This is a genomic window from Spongiibacter sp. C9W (genome assembly GCF_057370015.1).
The window spans coordinates 926518-947465 of the sequence record NZ_CM170672.1 but is presented as its reverse complement, the minus strand read 5'-3'; the positions used below and the strand labels follow the sequence as shown (position 1 = coordinate 947465).

The following is a 20948-nucleotide window of genomic DNA, read 5'->3' as shown; positions in this document are numbered from 1 at the left end:
CTTCCAGGTTGGCGGAGGGGTGAATTTGCTAAGCCACACGCATCGACCTATACTCGATGGCTGAAAGGATGTGTGGTTGCAATGGGTAAACCCCTTGTAACCATCGCACTTCATGAAAAGGGAGCGGTCTTGGCGGGCGGCTCCCTTTTTCAATTCTGCCGACTCAGTTTCCTGATTCAGCGTCTTTAGGTTACCAGTCGTTTTGTTTGGTCATCTACTTCGATCCGCAAATAAAACGCTACGTGATTACCGACTTACTGCTGGTGTATTTGCCAGTAAAACTGGATTTTCGTTGATATAAGGTTGGCGCCAGCGCTTAGTTTGGGGTGTTTTTGCGTCGTGATCGATTAGCGTTGGGAGCAGTTCTTTGGCTTCCATGCTCTCCTGCTTGGTCTGAGGCTCTTCAAGGTCTCTATTTCCGATTCAACCCTGTCCGGTTGGACTGCTTTGAGCCGTAGTGATTTGCCGTTAATGCGAGCGCTTCGCCTGGACGTCTGGCGAGTAATAGCATCTGCGATCCTTCATGATCTGCCTTGATAGTAGACCAGCGGAGAGGCTTTTGCTTTGGGGGGAGAATGAGCACTTTTTGGATTGTCTATTAGACAGCTATTAGACAAACAACAAAAAAGGGCTACACCTTGCGATGTAGCCCTTTTACTTGTTTGGCTCCGCCTGCTGGGCTCGAACCAGCGACCCAATGATTAACAGTCCGCTTTTGGCACATTCCGGCTCAAGCATACTCCTTCAGCCTCAGCAATTTCAACAAGTTGCGAGAGTCGGCTTGAGGGTAATTGTTTCTGTCAGGGCCTGTTTGTGTGATGGAAATGTGCTGCTGTTGCGGGAGGCAAGCTTTCATTGAGATAATCAGGCTACCCCAATTTGTAAGGACACTCCCCGCTGCAAAGGTATGCTGCTCAAAATGACTTCACATATCAGAAAGATTTTCCTCAACTATATTTCTCTATGCGCATTTCTACTCTCGACGTCATCGGGAGTGGATGCCGCAGTAGTCTACACTTGCAAAGTCACGACCAATGGCGAGACTACCACGGTATATCAATCCACCCCATGCTCCAAAGTAGAGAGTAGACAATTAATCGTCGATAGTGAGTCACAAACAACCAAAGGTGTGGGCAGAGATGATCCAGAAAATGAAATTGCTCATTTGTCTCGTGTCGTTGAAAAAATACATAAAAATCAAACAGATGAGCCAATGCTGGCAGATTTGAGCCGGTATCTAAAGCTGAAGGAAAAGCAAATAGCTAACTATGAGCTATCCCCACCAGATAAGTACGGTCTCTCGAGCTACGATAAGCCGGTAAAAAAGCTCATCCAGCTATCTGACGAAGACGCTTGGTACATTTATGGCCCTTGGTCACACCTGTGCAATAACGGCGTAAACGAGCTGTGCGAACAAATCTCCTTGATTGCACGTTTAGAAAAGCCAGCCATCCGTTACCAATTGATACTAGACGAAGAAAAAAGTCGCAAACTAGCCGCAGAAGCGAACCAGAGGGAAGGCGATAGACTGAAGGCCATCGCGAGAGAAAACCGGGAAAATGAAAGTAAGCGCCGCTTGGCGGAGCTAAAACGCCAAAAGCAGAGGGAACTTCGTATGCTTCAGGTCGGCGTTTATATCACTGACGAAGGCATTTATGCATCAAAGTATGATGACTGTATGAAGGGCGAGTTAGGGAATGATTTGGTGGAGATTGGAGAAACTTCTGACACATTGCTAAGTATAAGAGGCAAGGTTCCACGTCGTCCTATAGTTTATGGTGATCGGGTAGACGATCAAGGGAATGAAACCCTGATAGTAATTTGGGATTATCATGACTGCGCTTATGTCCTCGCGACAGCAACAATGAATGGAGTATCAGCCTACCGAGTCATAGGTTATGCTACCTATGACGGAGAATAGTAGTAGGTTAATCGATCTCCGGCATATTCAGGGTTATCGTACCATGTTGAGACTTGAGTGTTTTTTGGTTGGCCCCTCCCACCCCTGACCAAATATGTTAGTTATTTAGGGTGCCGACTGAACCGTATAGCCTGTACAGTCGAAATTTCGAGATAGTGCTAACTCCACTAGTGACCTAATACCTCACTTGGGGGTAATGGCTGAATGGCCAAATTCATGCCCACAATATCGGCATACAACCGCTGCCGCTTTAATATCCTCAGCGCATCTAGGGCAGGTTTTGGTTTCAGATGAGTCTAGGTTTTCGCGTTGCGAACTGCCTAATTGCCCTCTGGCTTCATACGTCACTGTCAACGTGCCGTCAGGTTTAACTATCAACATGTATACAAAAACAACAAAACCAATCACTACTAGGCAGAGAAATAATGCAAGTAAAAACGCGCCACATCCATACTGTCCCGGCGCCCATGTCTGGGAGGTCGGAAAATAGCCTTGCCTTGCCATAATTTCGGCATCTTTCTGAAATAGAGCGGTCGCTTTCTCTTGGCTGCCTTTATAGGTTTTAGTGACCAGTGCTTGCCGGGGCCGAGAGTGTTGTGCCTCAACTCGCGGAGAGCCTGCGTCACTGGGAGCTTCCGCCGCGCCAGAAAGACCACTCTTTAGCTCACTAGCTGCCTTTTTAAGTGCCTGTAGCTGTTGTTGCGCCTCCTCTTTTGCCGCCTTTTTCTTTGCGTCAGCATCGGCCTTCGCCTTTTCCTCTGCGGCCTTTCTCCTCAGAAACTCATCGACCTTTGCGTAGATGGCCCCACATTTCGGACATTCATAATCCGGCACGTTATCGCTGGGAAGTCTCGCATACCCACATTTCTTGCAAATTTTGCCCATATCGCTCCCTCATGGTTGGGTTAGAGTATATGATCGCTGCACGTACATCTCCGTTTTTCAGGTCTAGGCCCGCAGAGTTCCGCTGATCTTGTCTACCACTATCTCCCTATCACCACCTAGCGAAAAATAGGAAGTCCGGGTGCATGATCTTGTATTCATCACTGGCTTGGTGCGCTATGCCTAGCAAAGACTACCCCGGTTGTTATGGATGTTGCGATACGAGTATACAAACCCTTCGCGTCCGCTTTACGTTGATACAACGTCCACCTCATCTCCGGGCGATGGCGTTCGAAATTCAGCCCGAAAGGTAGGCGGGAAGACAGGGTTTTGAACTCCCGCTCAAGGTCATGGCCTAGCTGCGGGTCTTTAGGCTTGGCCTGCGCTATCAAGTCCGTTAGTCGTGACACGTGGTATCCCCAGATTGTTCGTATTTTGCCCAACATGGCGGGGGTGGTACCTCCGCTCGACTGTCGGGCTTGTCTTATGATTTTGCAATGCAGCGCGCGCGGGACGCACTATCGGCGGGGTGTCAGGGTAGCTCCTTCTCCCATCGTGCAGGGGGATGAAACCCCAGCGGTGCGATGCCCCAGCGACTGGCTGAAACTGGGGGGTGATTGTTGCGGTATTGGCGGTGTTCGTCAAACGGTTTACTGCCTTTCTCGTCAGGGTAAACAAGCTCATCTGGCAGTCCCAATTGCACTAGCCATTGGAAAGCGCCAGTGCAATTGAGTGCATACCTTGGAGCCTAGCTGAGAACAGGGGGCTCTGAGCCATACATCGTCTTCCAAAGTCTTCGCCGTCCTTCCTCCAGTTTCGATGGTGAATCGGTCAGAAGCTCGACCTGCTCATGGTCACAATAACCCTTGAGCTTGTACTTATACATTTCACCGTACTTCTCGACAGACTCGGGTGAGAATGTGGTTGATTTTGGTTTCTTCGGTGTCCCAGTCATCTGGAAAATCCTCATGTAAAATAGGTAGTTAGGTTTCTGTGTATGTCCTACGCGGTGTCCCGCAGTATGTCCTATCGTGGTGGGTACACCTCCTTGAAGGCCGCTGGCCTATCCTTGGGGAGGTCACCCGTCAGGCGATGAAAAGCTGTAATGTCTGGCGGGGGATTCAGTTGATGAAATTCCCTCATGGAGATACCAGCTTCTCCGCTGGCGCTCAGGCGTTTCAGCTTGGCTTCCCAGCGCTTGTAGTCCGTGTGGGTTTGAGCTAATTCGTAGCGTGCTATCCACAGGTTCGTCGCCTTGTCGATATAATCGGCAATATCGTCGGGTTGTCGTCCGGTCTCCGGGTCTGGAGGGATGCTGGCCGAGAAGTTGCTGAGACGTTCGAGCGCTGCCATAGCGGTTTCTGACAAGAATCTCAGAGGACTCATAGGCTCACGCATCACCCTTAGCAAAAACTGTCGCTCCCATACCTCGTGATTATCTTCTGGCCAAGGGCGATTAGAAGATGATCGATTCTCTGCTCCTTTGCCTTCAATTACCTCACGATCAGACCACCCGCTTTTTTTTCGCTGATACAGTGTTGATACCGCTATACCTGTCTGCGTTGACCAGTAGGCGACGTTCTCGATGCGGCCATCGTATTCGATGTAGACATTGTTGCTTTTATTGGAATTCTGAACTGAGGGGCTAGTCCAGCGACAAAGACCGGGGCCGTAATGGAGGTTGCCATTATCGATTCTATCGAGGCTCGTTTGTCCCTCTGGTGCAGGGCCTTCGCTCCATAGGAAGGCTGGAAATTCTACCCAATCTTCAGAAAACGTACATTTGCCGTTGCGACACCGCTGTTTTGCATTTCTCCATGAGTTGTACTCAGAACTATATTTGTGGCGAAGCTGGGTTCGGCTAAGGTTGCGAATATCATTTTCTAGTTGCTTACGTATTTCTTCCGGTATTTGCTTATGAGATTGATACCGGGAAAGTGCTAGAAAATCTGTTTTGGAGTCGACTTTTGTTTCCATCAGCCGTCACCTTCATTGCTCAGTAGAAGCGCAGTGAAAACTGGCACAATGACATATCGAAGCTTGCCAATTTTTTTGAAGGCCTTAGCAAAGCCATTATGCTTTCGATGGCGGTAAATCCATTCCAATTGGTTTTGGGAAATATTCGGACGTTTCTGGTGGAATTCTGGGAAAGTTTCTAACTCGTCCAAGGAGATGGATAGCTGCCTACTGGTAAGATGCTCCTTCGCTAAACGGTCATTTGTTTCCATTTTTTTCTGAGCCAGTTGAATATAGTACTCAAGTCCTTTCGGCGCGCCATCGCTTTTTGGGTAACAAGCAGCTGCTTTTGCCTCAGGCGGCAGTTCAAACTCGTCTTTATTCATGATTACTCCTGTGTTTACGGTTTATTGTCCGTTTTGGCAGGAGTTAGTTTGCTTGGAATGGAGGAGGATGAGTCCGGAGGTATGAAGGTATCTCCGAACTTCGGGTTATTTTTTTGATATTTTCGTCTTATCCCTGTGTTTACCCAGCGTCCGTAGTTCGTCGAGTTGGTCTTTGGGAAAATCGGTTTTTCCGTGAGCTACAGCTTTATCGATAAACGGCTTGAAAGTGTCATAGTCCATTTGCCCGAGATTTAGTTTTTTCTTCAGAGTCTCGGTATTGCCAGAGTGGGTTTTTTCGTCCGCGATTTCATTCAAGAAATCTACGTCACCATCGGTGGCATACAGTAAAGCCGAATATGTAATTTTATAAATCCCGGCATCAGATCGGGGAAGTTTCGGCTTCGGAGGGGGTAAATGCCCGCCAGCATTTTTTTTCTGCCATGATTTCCTGAGCGCGGAAAAGTCTGGTAGGTCGCTAACCCTCCAGCCACTTAAATTTAGGTAGCAGGCGGTATCTTGCAGCCCTCTATAGTAATTTTCGTTATATTCAACACCTTCAATGCCTCCAGCAAGTTCATTGAGCACTTGGTCTCGGTATCGAATCAAGTACTCGTCGGTTGTGTCTGGAGTTATTTGCCTGAACCTTTGGAAACGATCCCAAATGTAAAATGTGCTGGTTTCAACCGCAGTAGCTAAATCGGAAATATCCATGCCTATGCTGGTGGTGGGGTCGTCATCTAGTATTAGCTCCAGTATCGACCAAAAGGTATTCGTACCATGTGACTTACCCGCTGGATCTTTATTCATTTTAATTCTCCCATTACAGAATCGACCATAGTCTGCGTGTCATGTATCGCAAGGTGGCTGTACCTTGCCGTCATGTTTGCTGATGAATGGCCTAAAAGCGTTCCTACTTCAAACAGTGACCTTCCAGCCCGTACCAGATTACTCGCGGCGGTGTGACGTAAATCGTGGAATCGACAGTGCTCAATCCCAGCAGCGGACAACGCCTTAGCCCACGGCTTTTTGATTTCGTAAGGCTTGTCTGGGCTGACGGTGCTTTCGAAGATTAGCCCACTGCCTACTTTCCTATGTACGAGTAATTCTTCGACCACTGCTCCTGTTATTGGAAGGAGCCTCGGTTTTCCGTTTTTGGTTTCTTTCAAGGATGCCACTCGTGACTTTAAGTCAATATCTGACCACGCTAGCCCAAGCAGCTCTCCTCGCCGGGCTCCCGTGGTGAGGGCCATCAGCACGAGAAGATAAAGCTTATCCCAGTTAGACTCGCGACACGATTGCAATAGCTTTTGCTGCTCGTCCTTGCTCAGGAAACGGTCTTTGCTGGGATTTTCCTTGAAGCGCGTTACTGATTCCTTTCGTACCGGGTTTGTGAATCCTGCGCGTTTGAAATCTGGGTGTTGAATAAAGTAGTTAAATGCTGCTGAAGCGGTAGCTTTGTAGCGATTGAGTGTTGAGCCTGTTAACCCCTTGGCGTGAAGCTCCATCAGGGCATCATCAACAGTAAACTCATCAATCTTGGTGACGGGGATGTCCCCAAGCCGATCCCGCCACCACTTGAGGCGGCCAAGATTGCTGGCATCCCGACCAGTATATTGTTTTTCGTACATATCGCTGAGTTGGCGAAAATCGGGAATATACGCGGGGGCTTTGCCGAGAGCACGTGCTAGAGCGCTGTCACCTTCGACTTTCGCGGCAAATGCTAATGCTAGTTTCTTGGTAGGGAAGGTGCGGGTAATGGGAGGCATACCCGCCCTGCGAACTTGCACCTGATAGTTACCAGATGCAAGTTTTCGAATAGAAGCCATTCGTCACCTCACTATGGCCCACAGCACCAACTGTGTTGGTTTTGTGATGGCCGGTTAATTTGATCGAATGCCAAAACGAACAAATAACCGCAAGGTTATGAATTTACTTCAGAAATTTGGCTCCGCCTGCTGGGCTCGAACCAGCGACCCAATGATTAACAGTTATTGTCACTATTCTGCAAAATCAGCAGCTTAGGCGGAAATTGTCTAATGGGTGGGGGATTATAAAGCATTGATTTGACACGGGATGATTTTCGCTATTAGACAGAATTTGGGGGCAATTTGGTTTCTCTCAGCCACTCGCCTTTGTACCACCCTCGCTTTTGCAAGGCACGGATGGTCGGCGCGTACTTATATCGATATATAGTTTCGAGAGCGTTGCTCTTTGAGACCTTGGTGAGAGCTAGAAGCATTTGGTCGAAGTGACGAAGCCTGGCCGAAAGAACTGTGAGAGAGTAAACGAGTTCCGCATATCCGGCCTTAAAGCTGGTCGCGTGGCCTTGCTCCAAAGATTTTAAGGCCGACTGATAGTCTTCGAACTTGGGGAGTGCTTCCACATAGTCCATATACGCGGTGGGATGCGTTAGGACAGTCAGCAGCGATTCCTCCGAATGTCTTTTGCCAGCGATGTTTATGTCAGTCAGAGAAAGCTCTTTCTCTATCATCGCCTCTTGCTTCTCAACAGCGTCTCTCAACTCTTCCGCCGCGTGCCGGTTCTGCTGGTTTCTGTGCGTTAAAAGCGCCATATAGGCTGCGGCAGCAGCGAATATTGGGGAGAGCGTGCCGCCCAAGTAGGTTCCAAAGCTTGCCCAATCTCCTTGGTCGCGGGAGAAGCCTGCGTGGAAATTTGCGAAATAAGTGGCAATGACGGTAAAAGCTAACGCTGATAGCAATGCAACTCCGATGTATTCAGCTTTTTTCATTCGAGTCCATTCACTGAGTCGGTTTCACCCGCTTCGGCAGGCGTTTGTAGTGTCGATTCAGTATGGTAGTGGATTTGTGGCCTAGGTGCTCGCCTGAGCTGTCTGAGCCAGCTTTGGCTCGCAGGTCGCGGAATTGGAATTTCTCTTTGATGATGCCTTGCTCAATGCACCGGTTCATTAGCCTTGTCCAAGCGGTTGTGAACGCTGCATCGCGGCGGCGTTGACCTTTGCTGTCGCAGATTATGTACACCGACGAAACACCTGGCGGCGCAAGCTCGGTTTGTGCTCGGGTGATAATTCCCTTCAGGTCGCTTGTCCATTCAATGAGTAGGTTGGTTTTTGTCTTGCTCTGCTTTATCAGGAGGCCGTCATCCGCGATCTGGCTGCGGGTGAGAGTAAGTAGGTCGGCGCGGCGTTGGCCGGTGATATAGGCGAGATCCATTAGTATTTGAATCCAGATCGGTGCTGCGTCGCGCACGGCAACGTATTCCTCGTGTGTTACGTAGCGTTCTCTGGCAGCTTCTGGGAAGCGCTGTATTTCTCGGGCAGGGTTCTCGTCCAGGTTACCCCAGCGTACGGCATATTTGAGCACGTGGGTGATTAAAGCGAGCTCTCTGTTTGCCTGATATGGGGCGGTTTTGCCTACAAGGTCGTGGTACTTGGCGATATGAGCTGGCCGGATATCGCGGGGTCGCATGTGGCCAAATGCTTTGTTGATGCGATCCAGTTGCTTGTTCTGTGCACTCTGTGTGGTTCGCGCTTTCTTGGGCAATATCTCTTCGCGGTAGCGTTGGATAATGGCTGAGGTCAGGCCGACTCCCTCTGACGCTAACTCTGCCATGCGTAAGTGCATTTCTCGCTCGGTTTTGCCGAGCCTGATCCACTGCGTGCTGCTTCTCCCGTCTTTAATTACTGGCTTTAAGTAGTAATAGGCGCCGTTTTTGTGTGTTACGCGGTGGGGTAGGCCAGTGTTCTTTTTGCTACGTTTCGGGCTCATGCGGATTCTAACCAGTCAAGTCGTGGTTCGGTGGAGCTAGATTTTCCCTTTTCTACGTCTGAGCGCAGCACCACTGGGTGGCCTAGGCGGTTGGTAGTGTATGGGTACCCGTGATGATCGAGCCACCCGCAAATCCGCTTTCGCTGATTAGGCGCGTAGCCAGTCAATGTCTCCAATTCTAGCGGTGTGAGAAAAATCATCGCTTCAGCCTGCTGTCATGAATCTAAAAATTAAAATTTTGTAATGTTTGCGGTTTCAGCCGATTTAACCGCTTAGGTTGCATAAATACTCTCAGGCAGCATTTTGTTGCCCATTTATTAGAGAGGAAAAAAATATGTGCAAAAAAGTAAGTATCGATATAAACGACATCCATGATATGCGCGCTCAAGGGAGCGAATACATGCTTAGTGAGGTATACAACGATAGCTTGTCGCTGATCGACTCTGGAGGAGTCTTGCAAGTCGAAGATCGGTTTGTGAACGCTCCGCCAGTTGTGGTAGAGGTGATTACAAACCACGAGGAACTTGCAGACTGGGGTCGCAGAAACGGAATCCCCGAAGCGGGTGAAAAGTAATGCCGCAGGCCCTAGCGGTCGTTTGGAGTGCGAATTCATGCTGCGACCTCACGTTGGATGGCGATTGCCATATTGGCTTTAACTAATGCTTCGGCGACTGGGGGGCAGACGCTGTTGCCGCATTTGGCTATTTGTTGGGTTTTGGTGATGGCGTTGCCGGTGGCGTCGCGGTCGAAGATGTAGTCTGTCGGGAAGCTCTGGGCGGCGAACAGTTCGTGCGGTTGCAGCATGCGCATGCCAATGTCGACGATTTGGTATTGCTCGCCGCGCACGGTAACGAGCCCGAAGCGGTGTTTGCTGGTAACGGTTTGCAGGGGCTCGCGCAGGTCGTGGCCGATGTTGGTGCCGTAGTATTTGAGCAGGAAAGCGCGCACTTCGGCGTGGTGAGTGCCGCCCGCGCTGACGGTGTGCAGGGGGCTGTCGGTCGGGCTCCCTACATTGCTGCCCCGTAGTTTGAGCATGTGGCTTGTGACGACGCTGTGGTGGTCTTGCTGGGTGATGGTGCCGATAGGTTGTTCTCCGCCGTGGCCGGTAACGCCGCTGTAGTGTTTGGCGAGGAATGCTGAGCATAGGGCAAAATGCCCGCCTTTAATGCTGCTGACTTGAGTGCGCAATGGCTCCTCAGTATTGAACACCCGCTGCCCTGAGCCGTTGGCGTGTTCGGTTAAAAAGGGGGCTACGTCGTTCGTGATAAACGGCTTCTCTGCCTCGATAATAAAGCGTTGAATGCCTTTGGCGATGCGCTTGAGGGTGTTTTCTGCGAGCGGTTTTTTGCGCGCGAATATGCTGGGGCAGGGTAAGCTCCAGTCTATGATATCGGCGGCTGTGCGATAGGGTTTTAAGCCGGGGCCGTGCGTTGGTGCAGGCCAATTGATTGGCTGGCCGTCGCGGCGCGCAATCATAAATAGGCGTTTGCGAATGGTGGGGGCACCATAGTCGCAGGCGCGCAGTTGTTTATATTCCACCTGGTAGCCTTGGCGCTTCAGTGCATTGGTGAAGCTTTTGAAGGTTTGTCCTTTACGCTTTGGGCAGGGGCGCATGTCGCCATTTTCGTCGCGAACAAGTGGCCCCCAGGTGGTAAATTCTTCGACGTTTTCCAGCATGATTACGCGGGGTTTGACGGTGGCTGCCCAGCGCAACACGACCCATGCGAGGCCTCTTACTCGTGGCGACACCGGTGCGCCGCCCTTGGCTTTAGAGAAGTGCCGACAGTCGGGGCTGAACCACGCTAGGCCAACGGGGCGGCCTTTGCACACCTCGCGAGGGTCTACATCCCACACGCTTTCGCAGTAGTGCGTGGTAGTGGGGTGGTTGACGGTGTGCATGCTAATGGCTTGCTCGTCGTGATTGATGGCGATATCTACGGGGCGCCCCAGTGCTTGCTCAATGCCGGTACTGGCGCCGCCGCCTCCGGCGAAGTTGTCAACCAGCAGCTCGTCAAAGCTCATCGAATATTGTGGTGTGGTTCGGTAGTTCATTTCATCCCCACTTATAAATTTCAAAGCCGTATTGCTGGGTACCGCCTTCTTGGTCGGCTTCGGCAATGAGGCTGTCGATGTTGGGTAGCACTTGGTCTTGCAGCAGGTCGTTTAGGCGCACGGGCTCTTTGGTGCTGATTTCGTCGCGCAGCAGGGCGCTGTTGCCGGTTTTTATCCAAAGGTCTACGCGGTACCGGTACCGGCGTTTACCCGGGTGCTGGATGGGGCCGACGAATTTGCCATCGTGGTTGGTGGTGCCCCGGTAGACGGCGATGGGTTTCATTGCGGCAGCTCCGGCCATTTGCTGCCGTAGTGCATGATTTCGCGAATGCTCGCTTCCTGTTGCGCCCAGTCGAATTTTCCCCAGTAGCGCTTTTGGTGCGGGGCGGTCAGGCGGTTGTGGGGCAGGCCGAGGTCCAGGCATGTGACAAAGGCAAATAGCTGGCCTTGGGTTTCGGCGACGATGAGGTTGCACTTTGGGTTCTGGTCGTCGAAAAGCAGGCAGTCTGTGTCGTCGGTAATTTTCATTGTTCGTTTTCCATTGTGCGGTCCGCTTTTGCGGCCAACCGACAGGCTTGCCAGGCGAATAGCCAGACAAGCGCTGCGAGGCAGGCCGCGGGGATCATGCTGCGGTGTCCTTGTTGGTGTTGGCTTGCACGCGCTCGTAAATTTCCTCGCGGTGCACGGCGATGTGCTTGGGTGCGTTTACGCCCAGGCGCACTTGGTTGCCTTTGATGCCTAGCACGGTGACGGTGATTTCATCGCCGGCCATTAGGGTTTCGCCAATGCGGCGTGTGAGTATGAGCATGGTGGTTACCTTCCGTTGGTGGTTTTTGCTTAACCCTTGCCAAAGGTGCCAATGAGCACTTTGGCGGCATCGCCCACTTCTTTGGCGATGGTCTCTGCAAACTCTCGCGCCATTACCTCTCTGCATTCTTCCATCTTGATTGTTTGCAGGCAGAGTGTTGGTGTTTCTGATGTGCGAATACTCAGGCGCATGGCAATAGTGCGGCTAGACAGGCCTTGGTAGGTTTCGCTGTGCCAGTGAATTTGGGCGGGTAGCTGCTCTTTGCTGCTAACTTCAATCGACTCTAGCGAGGAGCGGCTTTCTGAGAGTTGCTGTACTTCGCTTGCGGCTTTCCGCATGGCTTCAATATTGATGTTCCGGACGGCGTAGATTACTTTCTTGATGTCCAGTACATCGCCGTTAGGTGCGTAAGCGGATAGCAAGTGGGCCCAGTCTTCCAGCCATTCTGCGACACGTTTTTGGTTATGGTGCGAGTCTGCGAACTCAAGTAGCGCCTCGAACGGTGCGGTCTTTTCCAGTTTCAGCGCTGCTTCGTGGTGCCCGTGACCAGGGTAGTTGATGTCGCCCAGGTCAAATTTTATTGACGCGGTCATGTCGCTGTCGCTGATAAAGCAAGTCGCTTCAGTACCTTCTTGCGCATCGATGTACGATACAAATTCTTCGATAAAACGGGTTTTGAACAGTCCGCGAAATGCAGTGGGCGCTTCTAGGTATTGCTCAAGGTCGTGCAGTCTGAAATTGTCTGGCAGTGCGATGACTGGCGTGTTGGTGTTGTCAATTCGCTTGATCAGGTCGGGCAGTAGTGCAGATTCCTGAATTTTTTCAATAGCTGATTTATCCATGGGTTAGCGCTCCTCGTTGTGGCTTTTTGGTGCACCAGATTTGTCGAACATTTGGTGCTGGTTTTCGGGGAAAAGGGTTAGCTTGCCTCCGCGGTTAACGTGCATGGGGGTCTTCGTAGTGTGTTCCTCGACCACCTTGCCGTTAGGCTTTGGTTGGCTGTAGCTCAATTTATGGGCGATGGCGACCTGTTGGCTGCCGCCGATGCGTTCCATGCTGAAGGTGATTTGAACGACCCCCTTCTTTTCATGGTCAACGACGCCTGCTGCTACATCGCTTAGGCATCGCGACAGCATCTGTTCGAAAACGCCGCCATTAAGATCTGAGATAAATTCGTGTACGTCCGTGCTCATGGTGTCTGTCCTCGGGTTAGTGAGCCTGTTTGGGGCTGGGTAGTTGGTCGATGTATTGGTCTTCTATGGTTGGGAGCTGGCGGCCTTCTGCGAGTACGGCAAAAAGGAATTGTGCTGGGTCAATGAGCTCGGGGCGCAGGCACTCCAATACCAGTTCGGGGATTTTTCTGCGTAGCTCCGGCTTCATTTCCGCGTACTTTATGCAGTGCAAGCCGTCCAAAAATTTGTGGCGCGGTGAGCGTTGGGGGTCTACACCGAGCATTTCGCCGATTTTATTCAGGTCTGAAATGTAGAAGGTGGAGCCATTCAAGAGTTTGCTGAGTGCGGTTTCGACACAGGCTTTTTCTGTGGTGTCTAGGGGTTTCATACTGCCTCCATCCATTGAGGGTTGATCCAAGGGCTGCGAGCGATGCGGCGCGCGTTCTTGGCTTGGGGTAGTCGGTAATATTTTTCGCGTGGGCGGCCTTGCCATGTGGCGTTGACGAGCCCCGCTTGTTCTAGCTGGGTCATGGCTGCAGACACGGTTGCGGGGCGCCGGTTTACGGCCTGGCAGAGCTGGGCTTGCGTAGCGGTGCCGGCGCGCTCTAGCGCTTTGATCAGGGCTTTTTGGGTTGTACTGGGTGCGTGTTGTGACATGCGGGCCCCTATGCGCATTCGCTGCTTTGGTCTGGCTTGGTGAGGTCAGCGCAGAGTTTGGCGACCAGCTCTTGGCCTGCGGGTGTGCAGGCAATGACGGTGCGCTCGCAGTACTTGCGGTTGCCCCCGGGCATGGGGATCCAGTATTTCTCGGTTCGGGTGATGAAGTGGTCGCTGGTGGCGCTGTTGGCATAGTCGGGCACCAGGCCAAATTGACCGGTTTTGAGGTAGCGCGTTTTTTTTAGCCGGTTTACCACGGCGCGGTGGCGCAGGTTGTGCATTTCACACACGCATTTCAGTAGGGGTAACGGTGCTGCGTTCATGGTTTTTGCTCCGTTGTTGCCTTGGTAATCAGGGTTATCATTTCGCTGTTGTGCGCGACTTGCTGGCGCAGTGTCATTACTTCTCTTTCAGCGCTTTTGCTTGTTAGCTTGTTGCGGCTCAGGCCGCGCTCCAGGCTGCCCATTCGTCGCTCGATGGCTTCCATGCGCTCTGCGGTTGTATGCAGCAGGCTAAGCACTCTTTGTAGCTCTGGGTTCAATTGTGGGCGGCTCCGTGGCTGGCCACTTCGGCGTACACAATGCTGACGCGGTCGCCGGGGCGTCGAACATATACCGCGCCCATTAGCTTCTGCTGTTGCTCCAGGTGCGCCAGCTGGCGCTCAACGCTGATGCTGTTGCCCACAAGTTTCTTGGTGGTGCCTCGGGTAAGGGGAGAGCGGTTCATGCTGGCGATTCCTCTGGCTGAATTTCGGGTGGCAAGAAGTCGAATGTTCTCTCGCGACGGCGGCCGCTGCGGCCTTGGCGCTGCGTGCGCACTACGCGGCCATTGCTTCGGAGGTCGTCGCTGTTGTCGTCGAGCGGTGCGAAGGCGGCTGACAGAATCAGCGCGCTAACCATCAGGTGCTTTGCGGTAAGCAGGCCTTTTTCCCAGGCGATGCTCACAGCGTGGGCAATGTTCTTGGCGCCAAGCTTCTCTCGGGCGCGGTCTTGGTAGGCCTTCACGGTGGCGGGCGCTACGTTCATGATCTTTGCGGCTTCTTTGGTGGTTTTGCCGATGGCGCCTAATACCAGCGCTTCGCCTTCTCGCGGTGCCAGCCGATAGCCTGGCTGGTAGTTGAGGTGTTGCTCTGTGTGCTCGTGCATAAAACTCCTCCTTAAGTTTTGCCCCTCTGTCGCCACCGGCGGGGCTACCGGCTATGGAAAACTTCAATTCCGGCTTGCAGATTATTGGCGGTGCCAGCCGTTAAAACGCCGCAAAAGGGGTGCGGCTCTGCGCTGGTTGCCTGCTGCGCCCCATCTGCCATGGGTGCCTTTACTAAATCACGCTAAAAAATGTAGCGCACACTAAAGTTTTAGGCAAGAGATTAGTGCTGTTTTTTTAGTTCTTGCTTATTTTGGGGTGGGGCTGGTGTAAAAAAGCCGCCTCGGTGGGCGGCTTTGTTTCGTTGTAGTGTTATGCGGTGAGGCTTGGTTTATTCGTCGGATTCCACCGCGCTGGTAAATTCATCCTCGGGAGGGAGTGACGAGGGGAGGCCTGTGCCCGGGAATGAAATGCCAAAGTGTTCTAGCTGATTCTCCAGGTGTCTTTTTACGCTTGTATAAAGCTGGTATACGAAAAAGTTGATGAGCTCCTCGCGGCATCGCTCATTTTCGCTGGCTTTTTCTGCAATCTCCTTATGGACAAGCCATAGCCCCGTGTAGTCTGCGTCGATATTGAATACTTGGTCGTCAGATTCTTGGTCTTCACCGACGAGGCTGATCTTAGTGTTCAGGCGCAGCTTGCAGTCTTCGCCTTCAGATTCGTCTGAACATGAAAGAGCGTCTTTGAATTGGACTCGGTCTGAGCTTACGTCAATCAGAAGCCGTCCGGTTCCGTTGCTCTCTGGGCTGAATGCAGTGTTCTTTGCATTAAACTCATTGCATAGCGTTTTTAGGTGCTCGGTGCCAGTGGAAAGTGTGTGCCAGTCAAGGCTGTTTTTGCTCATTGTTTATTCCTGCTAATACGGGCAGTTACTGCATTCTGCTGTAGGGTATTTCAGAGCTCATGCGCCCTTCGGATGCGGCTGTAGGCTGCTTAGGTAGGCGCTTGCTGGTGCTGCCAACTGTATTAAAAGGAATTTCTTTTTTGCTGTGAAAGTGCAGGTGCACCTCTTTATGGTTGCTGGCGTCCAGGCCTGAATCAATTAGTGAGCAGATCAGGTCGTTGATGGTTTTGTCGTTCTTGAAGGCGGCTTCAGCCAACTGCTGATGGCGAGCCTCGCCTATGCGAATGTTGAACGTTCCCGATAGCGACTTATTGGGTTTGAATCCGAGTTCTTCGCAGTCGGCCAAGTAGTCATCAACCGCGCTTTCGAATGCCTCTTTTAGTTCGGGTACTGTTGTTCCCTCGTAGGTGACGATGTCTCGGATGAACTGTATTTTTCCGAACATAACGCCGTCTTCAAGCGAGACTTCCGTTGAGCCTAAATATCCTTTGTATTTGAGGTAGTTTTTCTTCATTTCTGCCGTTCCTCCATTTCTTGTACCGCTTCCTTGGCTAGCTTCACCATGTACGCTTTTAGCTCATTCCCTGGGTGTGGCTTGTGAAAATTGACGACATGTTTAGTTTCTTGGTTGACGAATTTTCGCCGGGAGCCCCCGCCATTGCGCACTTCATAGCTGTTGCTGCAGAAGAGGTACTTCAGCTCTTCCCATGTGAAGTTGCGCGGCGGCGTTGCTGCAAACAGCTTCTCCCTGATTTTGCTGTATCTAGACATACGTGTCATGGCTGCAACTAGATTTCAGTTGCAGCGCGATTCTCCTTGAAAGTTATAGCTAAAGTCAACCTGGCTTGCAAATATGTACATTCCGAGGGGCTGCGTTCACGCGGTGCTGTTCCTCAATGGTTTGTCTGGCAAATAGCTGCCTGTGTACTTCGCGTTGTTGGAGAGTGGCGCTATAGCTGGCCTGTGATTTTCTTGAGAAAGTCGATGGCCGGTGTGATTTCGTCCGATTTTAAGAATAGCGAGAGGTTGACGTTGGTGTGAAGGCGTTTTAAATGCGTAAAGAAGCTTGTTGTTCGTAGCTCGGGGAACTCTACAGCAGCTTGATTTAGCAGCATTTTCGCCTCATTGGCTTTGGACTTGACTAAGTAGTTTGGGGTAGACGCGGTTATTGCATATGCGTCAATTATTTCAATTACTTTCATTCTAATTGGCACACTCAGACTGTTAAATTCTGCCGTCAGTGTGGCCACTTCTTGCCGTTTCCGCTCTCGGGCCACTTCTGCCAAGTCTGTAAATTCCGCATGAAATTCTATTGTCTCAGTGCCTGCAGGCACAAGAATCTTGTTTGTCGTTTTTGGGCTGAACACCCGAGGGTCAGCATCGATTAATAGGGTGAAGGTTTGTGCGGGTAATGAGGCAATTCCATTAAATGGGGTCGTCCCAACGCTTGATGTGTTGCCCTTGATCTTGGCTAAAATCTGGGCGCCGTCGATGTTGCTGGTGATGTTGAGCGTTATTTCTCTTTTGGGGGTTGGTGGGTGGGTGGCGCAACCCGCCAGCAAGGGCGTTAGCGTGAGGGCATACACGAAAAGTGTCTTTCTAAGTTGCATGGGATGCGCTCCTTCGCATGAGTTGTAGTGGTCTAGTCGTCTACCCACATACCTATCACTTTGCCAAGTATCTTGAACTCGTCGAAAAGTGGCGGGTGGTGCGGGTTTAGTGCTCTCAAATACACTCGATCACCGTCTTGTGCAAGCTGCTTGAAGGTGACGCTAGAGCTGCTTTTCAGTTTTGCGATGATGCGATCCCCTGGGGATGCGCTGCCTCGCTGGTCTGGGTCAACATAAATGATCGCGCCCTCGGGGTAGCTGCGACCAACGGGTGCAGTCATCGAGTCGCCTTGGACTCGCAGTGCGTAGGTGTGGAGGCTATGGTGCTTTGGGCAGGGGATGAACTCGTCTGCGTACCCTGGTTGGTACATGTCTTCGGCTTCCTGCCATTGCCCTGCTTGAACCCAAGAAATAATCGGTACAAACCCCTTTGTTTCAGGAGCTTCGCTGACATTTTGATAGCTTCGTGGCGTTTCGCGAACCCCAGACACCGGTTGTTCCGTAGGGGTGTCCATCCAGAACAGAGGTTTCTCCATGATGCCTTCAATGCGCCTTGCTACATCATCGGGCACGGCGGCGCTGCCTTTGGCGTCAGCTGATTTCTTCATCTGACTTAAAAAGCTCTCGGAAATAAAAACTGCGTCGGCAAACTCGCGTTGTCTTCCATCGTACTCCCTCAGAGCAGCTAGAAGGCGCAGGCGCCGAATTTCTCGGGTGGTGGTGTTTTTTGCCATTGGAGAATTTTTATCCCTATTGTGCTTCCAAGCAATTAGTGTCAACTAAAGTTATTGACGTTAAGTTAAGCGCACACTAAAGTGTTTCTGTGTTGGATTATGCGGGGCGCAGTGGAAGTGGCGAAAAAATTGGCTTGGAGGCCTGACGGTTTCTACCAGTATTGGAAGGGCTTGAGTGGTGATCAAAAGATGGCTTTGGCCAAAGATGCCGGCACTTCGTACGTGTATTTGTCGCAGGTAGCCAACGGCAATTGCCGCGCCGGGGTCAGCATTTGCGCGCGGTTGAAGGGAGCTGACCCGCGGATTACTGACGTGATGCTCAGGCCTGATCTCTATGCGGGTGGTGGTCATGCGGCAACCTAGTCCTTCAAATTTGAAGCCAGTTTACTCATCTCTAGCGTCTCGGCGTCAGTCCCTGAATAGCGGTTCGCTAATTCGTGGTGGCGTTTCTACGTATTTTTGGACAATCAAGGAGGGCGCGTGACGACGTCTCAACTTACTACTCCCGCACAGCGGCGGGTGTATCGGCAGCTATTGAAATACCCGGAGGGCGCTACGCCTTACGAGGTGCGAATGGGGCTGGGCGGCAATGTTCACAACGGTACGGTGCAGAACGCCATTCGTCAGCTTTGTCGGAAGGGTCTTGCTAAGCACGTAGGTAGCTGTTTGGACCCGGAGCGGAAGGCGCACGGCAGTGAGCCTGCTGAGGTGTATTGCGCGGTTGAATTGATGGCGGAGGCCGTATGACAAGCCTGGCGAAAAAACCACTTAGGGCCTCTGCGGCGACGTGCGCGAGGTCGCTTGCGGCGTTACATGATATTTCGCTTTGGCCGGATTTGCAGACAACAGGGCATGCGGCGCGAACATTGGCATGGGCAAGGCAAAACGAGCGCATTCAGGCTGTTGAGGATGCCATGGATACGGCGAAGCGGCGCGGGGTGTTTTGATGCGGCTGCTAATTACGCAGTGCGTCGACCCAATGCGGTGGTATGCGGAGTTAGTGGGGCAGGCCGTACCATTTCTGGGTGATGCCGGCGGTGAGTATCGGAGCCGAGAGCCCAGTGGTGCTGTGAACTTCGTTCAGTACGGTGATGCGCGGGTGATCGACGAAGATTGCGATCCGGCGTTGGCGGCAATTACTGAATTGGCTGACACCCTCGATGCGGAGGCGGCGGCGCTCACTGAGCGAGCGGCACAGGCAATTACCGAGGCGGCGGTGCGACGGCATGGTGCAGAGGATTTGCGGCGAAGCGTGAAGCGTTTGGAGGCTGCCAGTGAGTGTTGAAGAGAGTGATCCGCGCGTGCTTGAGGGTGCGCTGAATACGGTGGAGGCCTTGCAGGCGCAGTTGGATAAAGAGCGGCTCGCCTATCAGTTGTACAAAACTGTGGCGATGAACCGGCTCGAGGTGGTGTATGACGCCCTGGGTAAGGCGGCGTCGGCGAATGGGCTGAGTGCGCTTGAGGTGCAGCTGCTGATGGGCGGTGTGGAGAAGTCCATGCTGCTGCTAGAGACGGATGCGGAGGTGCGGTTATGTCCTTCGTAATACGGCTTAATGACGATGAGTTAGAGGCGCTCGATGCTCTGCCCAGTTCGACTCGGGTGCTTTATATGCTTGGGCTGCGGCCATTTATGGATTATTCGAACGGCATAGTGGGGTTGCGGCGACGCGTATGCCTGCAGGGTTTTAGAGAGCTGCTGGAGTATGAGCCGGAGAGGGGGAGTCGGCTTGGGGGGCGATCGATGCCAAGCAAGGACGCGGTACGCAACGAGGTAGAGCGTTTGGTTCGGGCGGGCCTTGTGGTTCGCCTGCCGAAGCGGCGTCGAAGCGACCCATTGGTGTTCAGGCTGCCGCTTGCAAACCGTGATGCAGAGTTCCGTCCGCATGAGGAACCCCATATGAACCCCATACCATCTACCCCAGTTGGAACAACAAAGGCAGATGCGCGACAAGTGCCCAGTAATCAGGGTGTTGCGTGTGATTCTGGCGGCATCAACAACACTAGCAACCACATAGCAGCACCACAGGAGGAGCCCCATACCTCCGTACTTCCGTTAAAAAACACTACTTCTACTACTGGGGCGCATGTTGTCGATTTTCAGCGGCGTGCTGCGGTAGTGAAAAACCCGGTTGATGAGTGGGAGCTTTCGGATGAGGCGAGAGGGATGCTGGCGGCGCATGGGGTGTTGTTGGCGTTTCTGGAAGAGGTTCTGACTGAATACCGGCTTTACTGGGGAGCAAGAGGCGATACGCGGGTGTCGTGGGACAGCCATTTTGTGGGCCATTGTTTATGGCAGTGGAGGCGCAACGGTCATGAGTGGTTGGCTCACGGTAAGCAGGTTCTGCGCGGTGGATTTATTGATAAACACACTGATCGAAGTTGGGCTGATGGCTTGGGAGGGGATGAATGATCGCGTGGATTGATCGGTTGTTGGTGCGCTGGGCAGAAGCGTATCGCTTGGGCGGGTGTGATTTGGCTGGCTTGGGGTACCCAAGTGGGAGTGCGCAGGTGGTGGTGATGGAGCCGAGCCGGGCGCGAAGGCGCGGGAATGATCGCAAGCGTGCGGCGGTGTTGCGTGCTGGTTTGTCTGGTGGGGTAACGGCGCACGGGGTGGCTACGCGCCCTGGTAAGGGGGTAAGCAAGGTGGTGATGCCGGCGGATGTGCAGCGGCTTGATCAGGTGATTTGTGCTGACCTCGGGGCTGACTGGCGGCGATTGCTTGAGGTTGTGTACGTGGATGATTATCACTCGGCCGACGAGAAGGCGGGTTTTCTGGGTGTGTCGCTGGCGACAATGTACAGGCGGCTGGATGTGGTTCATGAGCGCTTGGAGGGGCTTCTGCGGCCTAGCGCTGAGTTGAGTGTGGATGCTGAGCTGGCTGCGCTGGAGGACAAGTTGAGCCGGTGTAAAGTGGCTAATTCGTGATGTTTATGAAAAAAGTCGGTTTTTTTTCTTGGTTGTTGCTCAGTGGTTTAGCTTGCTTATCCACAGTTTCGGACATTTTGTCTGTTGAGAATGTGAGAATCAGACGATAGTT

32 protein-coding genes are annotated in these 20948 nt (G+C 52.2%); 7 read left to right on the top strand and 25 right to left on the bottom strand.

The annotated features are described in order from the left end of the window. Positions 1 to 919: 919 nt before the first annotated feature. The gene (locus AC2Q8J_RS04550) at positions 920 to 1921 is read left to right on the top strand and encodes a hypothetical protein (protein WP_486452240.1); all 1002 of its coding nucleotides are present in this window, start codon (positions 920 to 922) and stop codon (positions 1919 to 1921) included. A gap of 183 nt (positions 1922 to 2104) precedes the next feature. Here AC2Q8J_RS04550 and AC2Q8J_RS04545 read toward each other — a convergent pair whose 3' ends face one another. From AC2Q8J_RS04545 to AC2Q8J_RS04510, 8 genes are all read right to left on the bottom strand, one after another. After that, the gene (locus AC2Q8J_RS04545) at positions 2105 to 2806 is read right to left on the bottom strand and encodes a hypothetical protein (protein WP_486452239.1); all 702 of its coding nucleotides are present in this window, start codon (positions 2804 to 2806) and stop codon (positions 2105 to 2107) included. Positions 2807 to 3829: 1023 nt separating this feature from the next. Further along, positions 3830 to 4780 (bottom strand): hypothetical protein, encoded by a 951-nt coding sequence (locus tag AC2Q8J_RS04540; protein ID WP_486452238.1) that lies wholly within the window; start codon positions 4778 to 4780, stop codon positions 3830 to 3832. Beyond that, entirely contained in the window at positions 4780 to 5145 is a 366-nt protein-coding gene (locus AC2Q8J_RS04535; protein WP_486452237.1) for a hypothetical protein, read from the bottom strand. Before AC2Q8J_RS04535 ends, AC2Q8J_RS04540 begins: the two co-directional genes overlap by 1 nt. Positions 5146 to 5250: 105 nt before the next feature. Next, positions 5251 to 5952 (bottom strand): hypothetical protein, encoded by a 702-nt coding sequence (locus AC2Q8J_RS04530; RefSeq protein ID WP_486452236.1) that lies wholly within the window; start codon positions 5950 to 5952, stop codon positions 5251 to 5253. Further along, complete coding sequence (locus AC2Q8J_RS04525; protein ID WP_486452235.1) at positions 5949 to 6971, bottom strand: tyrosine-type recombinase/integrase; 1023 nt, start codon at positions 6969 to 6971, stop codon at positions 5949 to 5951. The genes AC2Q8J_RS04530 and AC2Q8J_RS04525 overlap by 4 nt, the downstream gene beginning before the upstream one ends. Before the next feature lie 260 nt (positions 6972 to 7231). Further along, positions 7232 to 7894 (bottom strand): hypothetical protein, encoded by a 663-nt coding sequence (locus tag AC2Q8J_RS04520; protein WP_486452234.1) that lies wholly within the window; start codon positions 7892 to 7894, stop codon positions 7232 to 7234. 10 nt (positions 7895 to 7904) lie between these two features. Then, positions 7905 to 8891, bottom strand: coding sequence for a tyrosine-type recombinase/integrase (locus AC2Q8J_RS04515; RefSeq protein ID WP_486452233.1), 987 nt, complete (start codon positions 8889 to 8891; stop codon positions 7905 to 7907). Further along, the gene (locus tag AC2Q8J_RS04510) at positions 8888 to 9091 is read right to left on the bottom strand and encodes a DUF4224 domain-containing protein (RefSeq protein ID WP_486452232.1); all 204 of its coding nucleotides are present in this window, start codon (positions 9089 to 9091) and stop codon (positions 8888 to 8890) included. The genes AC2Q8J_RS04515 and AC2Q8J_RS04510 overlap by 4 nt, the downstream gene beginning before the upstream one ends. 200 nt (positions 9092 to 9291) lie before the next feature. Between AC2Q8J_RS04510 and AC2Q8J_RS04505 the strand changes: the two genes are divergently transcribed. Then, complete coding sequence (locus AC2Q8J_RS04505) at positions 9292 to 9465, top strand: hypothetical protein (RefSeq protein WP_486452231.1); 174 nt, start codon at positions 9292 to 9294, stop codon at positions 9463 to 9465. 35 nt (positions 9466 to 9500) lie between these two features. Here AC2Q8J_RS04505 and AC2Q8J_RS04500 read toward each other — a convergent pair whose 3' ends face one another. From AC2Q8J_RS04500 to AC2Q8J_RS04420, 17 genes are all read right to left on the bottom strand, one after another. Continuing rightward, complete coding sequence (locus AC2Q8J_RS04500) at positions 9501 to 10943, bottom strand: DNA cytosine methyltransferase (protein ID WP_486452230.1); 1443 nt, start codon at positions 10941 to 10943, stop codon at positions 9501 to 9503. Between the two features lies 1 nt (position 10944). Beyond that, positions 10945 to 11226, bottom strand: coding sequence for a hypothetical protein (locus AC2Q8J_RS04495; RefSeq protein ID WP_486452229.1), 282 nt, complete (start codon positions 11224 to 11226; stop codon positions 10945 to 10947). Continuing rightward, entirely contained in the window at positions 11223 to 11471 is a 249-nt protein-coding gene (locus tag AC2Q8J_RS04490) for a hypothetical protein (protein ID WP_486452228.1), read from the bottom strand. The genes AC2Q8J_RS04495 and AC2Q8J_RS04490 overlap by 4 nt, the downstream gene beginning before the upstream one ends. 94 nt (positions 11472 to 11565) lie before the next feature. Continuing rightward, on the bottom strand, positions 11566 to 11751 hold the full coding sequence (csrA, locus tag AC2Q8J_RS04485; protein WP_486452227.1) for a carbon storage regulator CsrA: 186 nt from the start codon (positions 11749 to 11751) through the stop codon (positions 11566 to 11568). Positions 11752 to 11780: 29 nt separating this feature from the next. Next, positions 11781 to 12593, bottom strand: a complete 813-nt coding sequence (locus AC2Q8J_RS04480; protein ID WP_486452226.1) for a DUF2303 family protein — start codon at positions 12591 to 12593, stop codon at positions 11781 to 11783. A gap of 3 nt (positions 12594 to 12596) precedes the next feature. Continuing rightward, positions 12597 to 12944, bottom strand: coding sequence for a hypothetical protein (locus AC2Q8J_RS04475; RefSeq protein ID WP_486452225.1), 348 nt, complete (start codon positions 12942 to 12944; stop codon positions 12597 to 12599). 16 nt (positions 12945 to 12960) lie between these two features. Then, complete coding sequence (locus AC2Q8J_RS04470; RefSeq protein ID WP_486452224.1) at positions 12961 to 13311, bottom strand: hypothetical protein; 351 nt, start codon at positions 13309 to 13311, stop codon at positions 12961 to 12963. Then, complete coding sequence (locus AC2Q8J_RS04465; protein ID WP_486452223.1) at positions 13308 to 13580, bottom strand: winged helix-turn-helix transcriptional regulator; 273 nt, start codon at positions 13578 to 13580, stop codon at positions 13308 to 13310. Before AC2Q8J_RS04465 ends, AC2Q8J_RS04470 begins: the two co-directional genes overlap by 4 nt. Positions 13581 to 13588: 8 nt before the next feature. After that, positions 13589 to 13903 carry a hypothetical protein gene (locus tag AC2Q8J_RS04460; protein ID WP_486452222.1) on the bottom strand — a complete coding sequence of 105 codons (315 nt, stop codon included), beginning with the start codon at positions 13901 to 13903 and terminating at the stop codon, positions 13589 to 13591. Beyond that, positions 13900 to 14121, bottom strand: coding sequence for a hypothetical protein (locus AC2Q8J_RS04455; RefSeq protein ID WP_486452221.1), 222 nt, complete (start codon positions 14119 to 14121; stop codon positions 13900 to 13902). The genes AC2Q8J_RS04460 and AC2Q8J_RS04455 overlap by 4 nt, the downstream gene beginning before the upstream one ends. Beyond that, the gene (locus tag AC2Q8J_RS04450; RefSeq protein WP_486452220.1) at positions 14118 to 14306 is read right to left on the bottom strand and encodes a hypothetical protein; all 189 of its coding nucleotides are present in this window, start codon (positions 14304 to 14306) and stop codon (positions 14118 to 14120) included. Before AC2Q8J_RS04450 ends, AC2Q8J_RS04455 begins: the two co-directional genes overlap by 4 nt. Further along, positions 14303 to 14725, bottom strand: a complete 423-nt coding sequence (locus tag AC2Q8J_RS04445; RefSeq protein WP_486452219.1) for a response regulator transcription factor — start codon at positions 14723 to 14725, stop codon at positions 14303 to 14305. Before AC2Q8J_RS04445 ends, AC2Q8J_RS04450 begins: the two co-directional genes overlap by 4 nt. 329 nt (positions 14726 to 15054) lie before the next feature. Next, complete coding sequence (locus tag AC2Q8J_RS04440; RefSeq protein ID WP_486452218.1) at positions 15055 to 15567, bottom strand: hypothetical protein; 513 nt, start codon at positions 15565 to 15567, stop codon at positions 15055 to 15057. 25 nt (positions 15568 to 15592) lie between these two features. Next, the gene (locus AC2Q8J_RS04435; protein WP_486452217.1) at positions 15593 to 16081 is read right to left on the bottom strand and encodes a type II toxin-antitoxin system HicB family antitoxin; all 489 of its coding nucleotides are present in this window, start codon (positions 16079 to 16081) and stop codon (positions 15593 to 15595) included. Beyond that, positions 16078 to 16338 (bottom strand): type II toxin-antitoxin system HicA family toxin, encoded by a 261-nt coding sequence (locus AC2Q8J_RS04430; RefSeq protein ID WP_486452216.1) that lies wholly within the window; start codon positions 16336 to 16338, stop codon positions 16078 to 16080. The genes AC2Q8J_RS04435 and AC2Q8J_RS04430 overlap by 4 nt, the downstream gene beginning before the upstream one ends. 179 nt (positions 16339 to 16517) lie before the next feature. Further along, positions 16518 to 17177, bottom strand: coding sequence for a hypothetical protein (locus AC2Q8J_RS04425; protein ID WP_486452215.1), 660 nt, complete (start codon positions 17175 to 17177; stop codon positions 16518 to 16520). 32 nt (positions 17178 to 17209) lie between these two features. Then, positions 17210 to 17911 (bottom strand): LexA family protein, encoded by a 702-nt coding sequence (locus tag AC2Q8J_RS04420; protein ID WP_486452214.1) that lies wholly within the window; start codon positions 17909 to 17911, stop codon positions 17210 to 17212. 480 nt (positions 17912 to 18391) lie between these two features. Here AC2Q8J_RS04420 and AC2Q8J_RS04415 point away from each other — a divergent pair, with 480 nt between their 5' ends. From AC2Q8J_RS04415 to AC2Q8J_RS04395, 5 genes are all read left to right on the top strand, one after another. Next, positions 18392 to 18658 (top strand): hypothetical protein, encoded by a 267-nt coding sequence (locus tag AC2Q8J_RS04415; protein WP_486452213.1) that lies wholly within the window; start codon positions 18392 to 18394, stop codon positions 18656 to 18658. Between the two features lie 199 nt (positions 18659 to 18857). Next, positions 18858 to 19196, top strand: a complete 339-nt coding sequence (locus AC2Q8J_RS04410) for a hypothetical protein (RefSeq protein WP_486452212.1) — start codon at positions 18858 to 18860, stop codon at positions 19194 to 19196. Beyond that, positions 19186 to 19455: a hypothetical protein gene (locus tag AC2Q8J_RS04405; protein ID WP_486452211.1), complete on the top strand. Its 270-nt coding sequence runs from the start codon at positions 19186 to 19188 to the stop codon at positions 19453 to 19455. Before AC2Q8J_RS04410 ends, AC2Q8J_RS04405 begins: the two co-directional genes overlap by 11 nt. Beyond that, the gene (locus AC2Q8J_RS04400; RefSeq protein ID WP_486452210.1) at positions 19443 to 20321 is read left to right on the top strand and encodes a DnaT-like ssDNA-binding domain-containing protein; all 879 of its coding nucleotides are present in this window, start codon (positions 19443 to 19445) and stop codon (positions 20319 to 20321) included. Before AC2Q8J_RS04405 ends, AC2Q8J_RS04400 begins: the two co-directional genes overlap by 13 nt. Further along, on the top strand, positions 20318 to 20836 hold the full coding sequence (locus tag AC2Q8J_RS04395) for a hypothetical protein (protein ID WP_486452209.1): 519 nt from the start codon (positions 20318 to 20320) through the stop codon (positions 20834 to 20836). Before AC2Q8J_RS04400 ends, AC2Q8J_RS04395 begins: the two co-directional genes overlap by 4 nt. Positions 20837 to 20948: the final 112 nt, after the last annotated feature.

What these genes read in the sequence shown, in the direction of transcription:
- AC2Q8J_RS04550 (WP_486452240.1), top strand. Translation starts at nt 920, where the DNA reads ATGACTTCACATATCAGAAAGATTTTCCTCAACTATATTTCTCTATGC.
- AC2Q8J_RS04545 (WP_486452239.1), bottom strand. Translation starts at nt 2,806, where the DNA reads ATGGGCAAAATTTGCAAGAAATGTGGGTATGCGAGACTTCCCAGCGAT.
- AC2Q8J_RS04540 (WP_486452238.1), bottom strand. Translation starts at nt 4,780, where the DNA reads ATGGAAACAAAAGTCGACTCCAAAACAGATTTTCTAGCACTTTCCCGG.
- AC2Q8J_RS04535 (WP_486452237.1), bottom strand. Translation starts at nt 5,145, where the DNA reads ATGAATAAAGACGAGTTTGAACTGCCGCCTGAGGCAAAAGCAGCTGCT.
- AC2Q8J_RS04530 (WP_486452236.1), bottom strand. Translation starts at nt 5,952, where the DNA reads ATGAATAAAGATCCAGCGGGTAAGTCACATGGTACGAATACCTTTTGG.
- AC2Q8J_RS04525 (WP_486452235.1), bottom strand. Translation starts at nt 6,971, where the DNA reads ATGGCTTCTATTCGAAAACTTGCATCTGGTAACTATCAGGTGCAAGTT.
- AC2Q8J_RS04520 (WP_486452234.1), bottom strand. Translation starts at nt 7,894, where the DNA reads ATGAAAAAAGCTGAATACATCGGAGTTGCATTGCTATCAGCGTTAGCT.
- AC2Q8J_RS04515 (WP_486452233.1), bottom strand. Translation starts at nt 8,891, where the DNA reads ATGAGCCCGAAACGTAGCAAAAAGAACACTGGCCTACCCCACCGCGTA.
- AC2Q8J_RS04510 (WP_486452232.1), bottom strand. Translation starts at nt 9,091, where the DNA reads ATGATTTTTCTCACACCGCTAGAATTGGAGACATTGACTGGCTACGCG.
- AC2Q8J_RS04505 (WP_486452231.1), top strand. Translation starts at nt 9,292, where the DNA reads ATGCTTAGTGAGGTATACAACGATAGCTTGTCGCTGATCGACTCTGGA.
- AC2Q8J_RS04500 (WP_486452230.1), bottom strand. Translation starts at nt 10,943, where the DNA reads ATGAACTACCGAACCACACCACAATATTCGATGAGCTTTGACGAGCTG.
- AC2Q8J_RS04495 (WP_486452229.1), bottom strand. Translation starts at nt 11,226, where the DNA reads ATGAAACCCATCGCCGTCTACCGGGGCACCACCAACCACGATGGCAAA.
- AC2Q8J_RS04490 (WP_486452228.1), bottom strand. Translation starts at nt 11,471, where the DNA reads ATGAAAATTACCGACGACACAGACTGCCTGCTTTTCGACGACCAGAAC.
- csrA (WP_486452227.1), bottom strand. Translation starts at nt 11,751, where the DNA reads ATGCTCATACTCACACGCCGCATTGGCGAAACCCTAATGGCCGGCGAT.
- AC2Q8J_RS04480 (WP_486452226.1), bottom strand. Translation starts at nt 12,593, where the DNA reads ATGGATAAATCAGCTATTGAAAAAATTCAGGAATCTGCACTACTGCCC.
- AC2Q8J_RS04475 (WP_486452225.1), bottom strand. Translation starts at nt 12,944, where the DNA reads ATGAGCACGGACGTACACGAATTTATCTCAGATCTTAATGGCGGCGTT.
- AC2Q8J_RS04470 (WP_486452224.1), bottom strand. Translation starts at nt 13,311, where the DNA reads ATGAAACCCCTAGACACCACAGAAAAAGCCTGTGTCGAAACCGCACTC.
- AC2Q8J_RS04465 (WP_486452223.1), bottom strand. Translation starts at nt 13,580, where the DNA reads ATGTCACAACACGCACCCAGTACAACCCAAAAAGCCCTGATCAAAGCG.
- AC2Q8J_RS04460 (WP_486452222.1), bottom strand. Translation starts at nt 13,903, where the DNA reads ATGAACGCAGCACCGTTACCCCTACTGAAATGCGTGTGTGAAATGCAC.
- AC2Q8J_RS04450 (WP_486452220.1), bottom strand. Translation starts at nt 14,306, where the DNA reads ATGAACCGCTCTCCCCTTACCCGAGGCACCACCAAGAAACTTGTGGGC.
- AC2Q8J_RS04445 (WP_486452219.1), bottom strand. Translation starts at nt 14,725, where the DNA reads ATGCACGAGCACACAGAGCAACACCTCAACTACCAGCCAGGCTATCGG.
- AC2Q8J_RS04440 (WP_486452218.1), bottom strand. Translation starts at nt 15,567, where the DNA reads ATGAGCAAAAACAGCCTTGACTGGCACACACTTTCCACTGGCACCGAG.
- AC2Q8J_RS04435 (WP_486452217.1), bottom strand. Translation starts at nt 16,081, where the DNA reads ATGAAGAAAAACTACCTCAAATACAAAGGATATTTAGGCTCAACGGAA.
- AC2Q8J_RS04430 (WP_486452216.1), bottom strand. Translation starts at nt 16,338, where the DNA reads ATGTCTAGATACAGCAAAATCAGGGAGAAGCTGTTTGCAGCAACGCCG.
- AC2Q8J_RS04425 (WP_486452215.1), bottom strand. Translation starts at nt 17,177, where the DNA reads ATGCAACTTAGAAAGACACTTTTCGTGTATGCCCTCACGCTAACGCCC.
- AC2Q8J_RS04420 (WP_486452214.1), bottom strand. Translation starts at nt 17,911, where the DNA reads ATGGCAAAAAACACCACCACCCGAGAAATTCGGCGCCTGCGCCTTCTA.
- AC2Q8J_RS04410 (WP_486452212.1), top strand. Translation starts at nt 18,858, where the DNA reads ATGCGGCTGCTAATTACGCAGTGCGTCGACCCAATGCGGTGGTATGCG.
- AC2Q8J_RS04400 (WP_486452210.1), top strand. Translation starts at nt 19,443, where the DNA reads ATGTCCTTCGTAATACGGCTTAATGACGATGAGTTAGAGGCGCTCGAT.
- AC2Q8J_RS04395 (WP_486452209.1), top strand. Translation starts at nt 20,318, where the DNA reads ATGATCGCGTGGATTGATCGGTTGTTGGTGCGCTGGGCAGAAGCGTAT.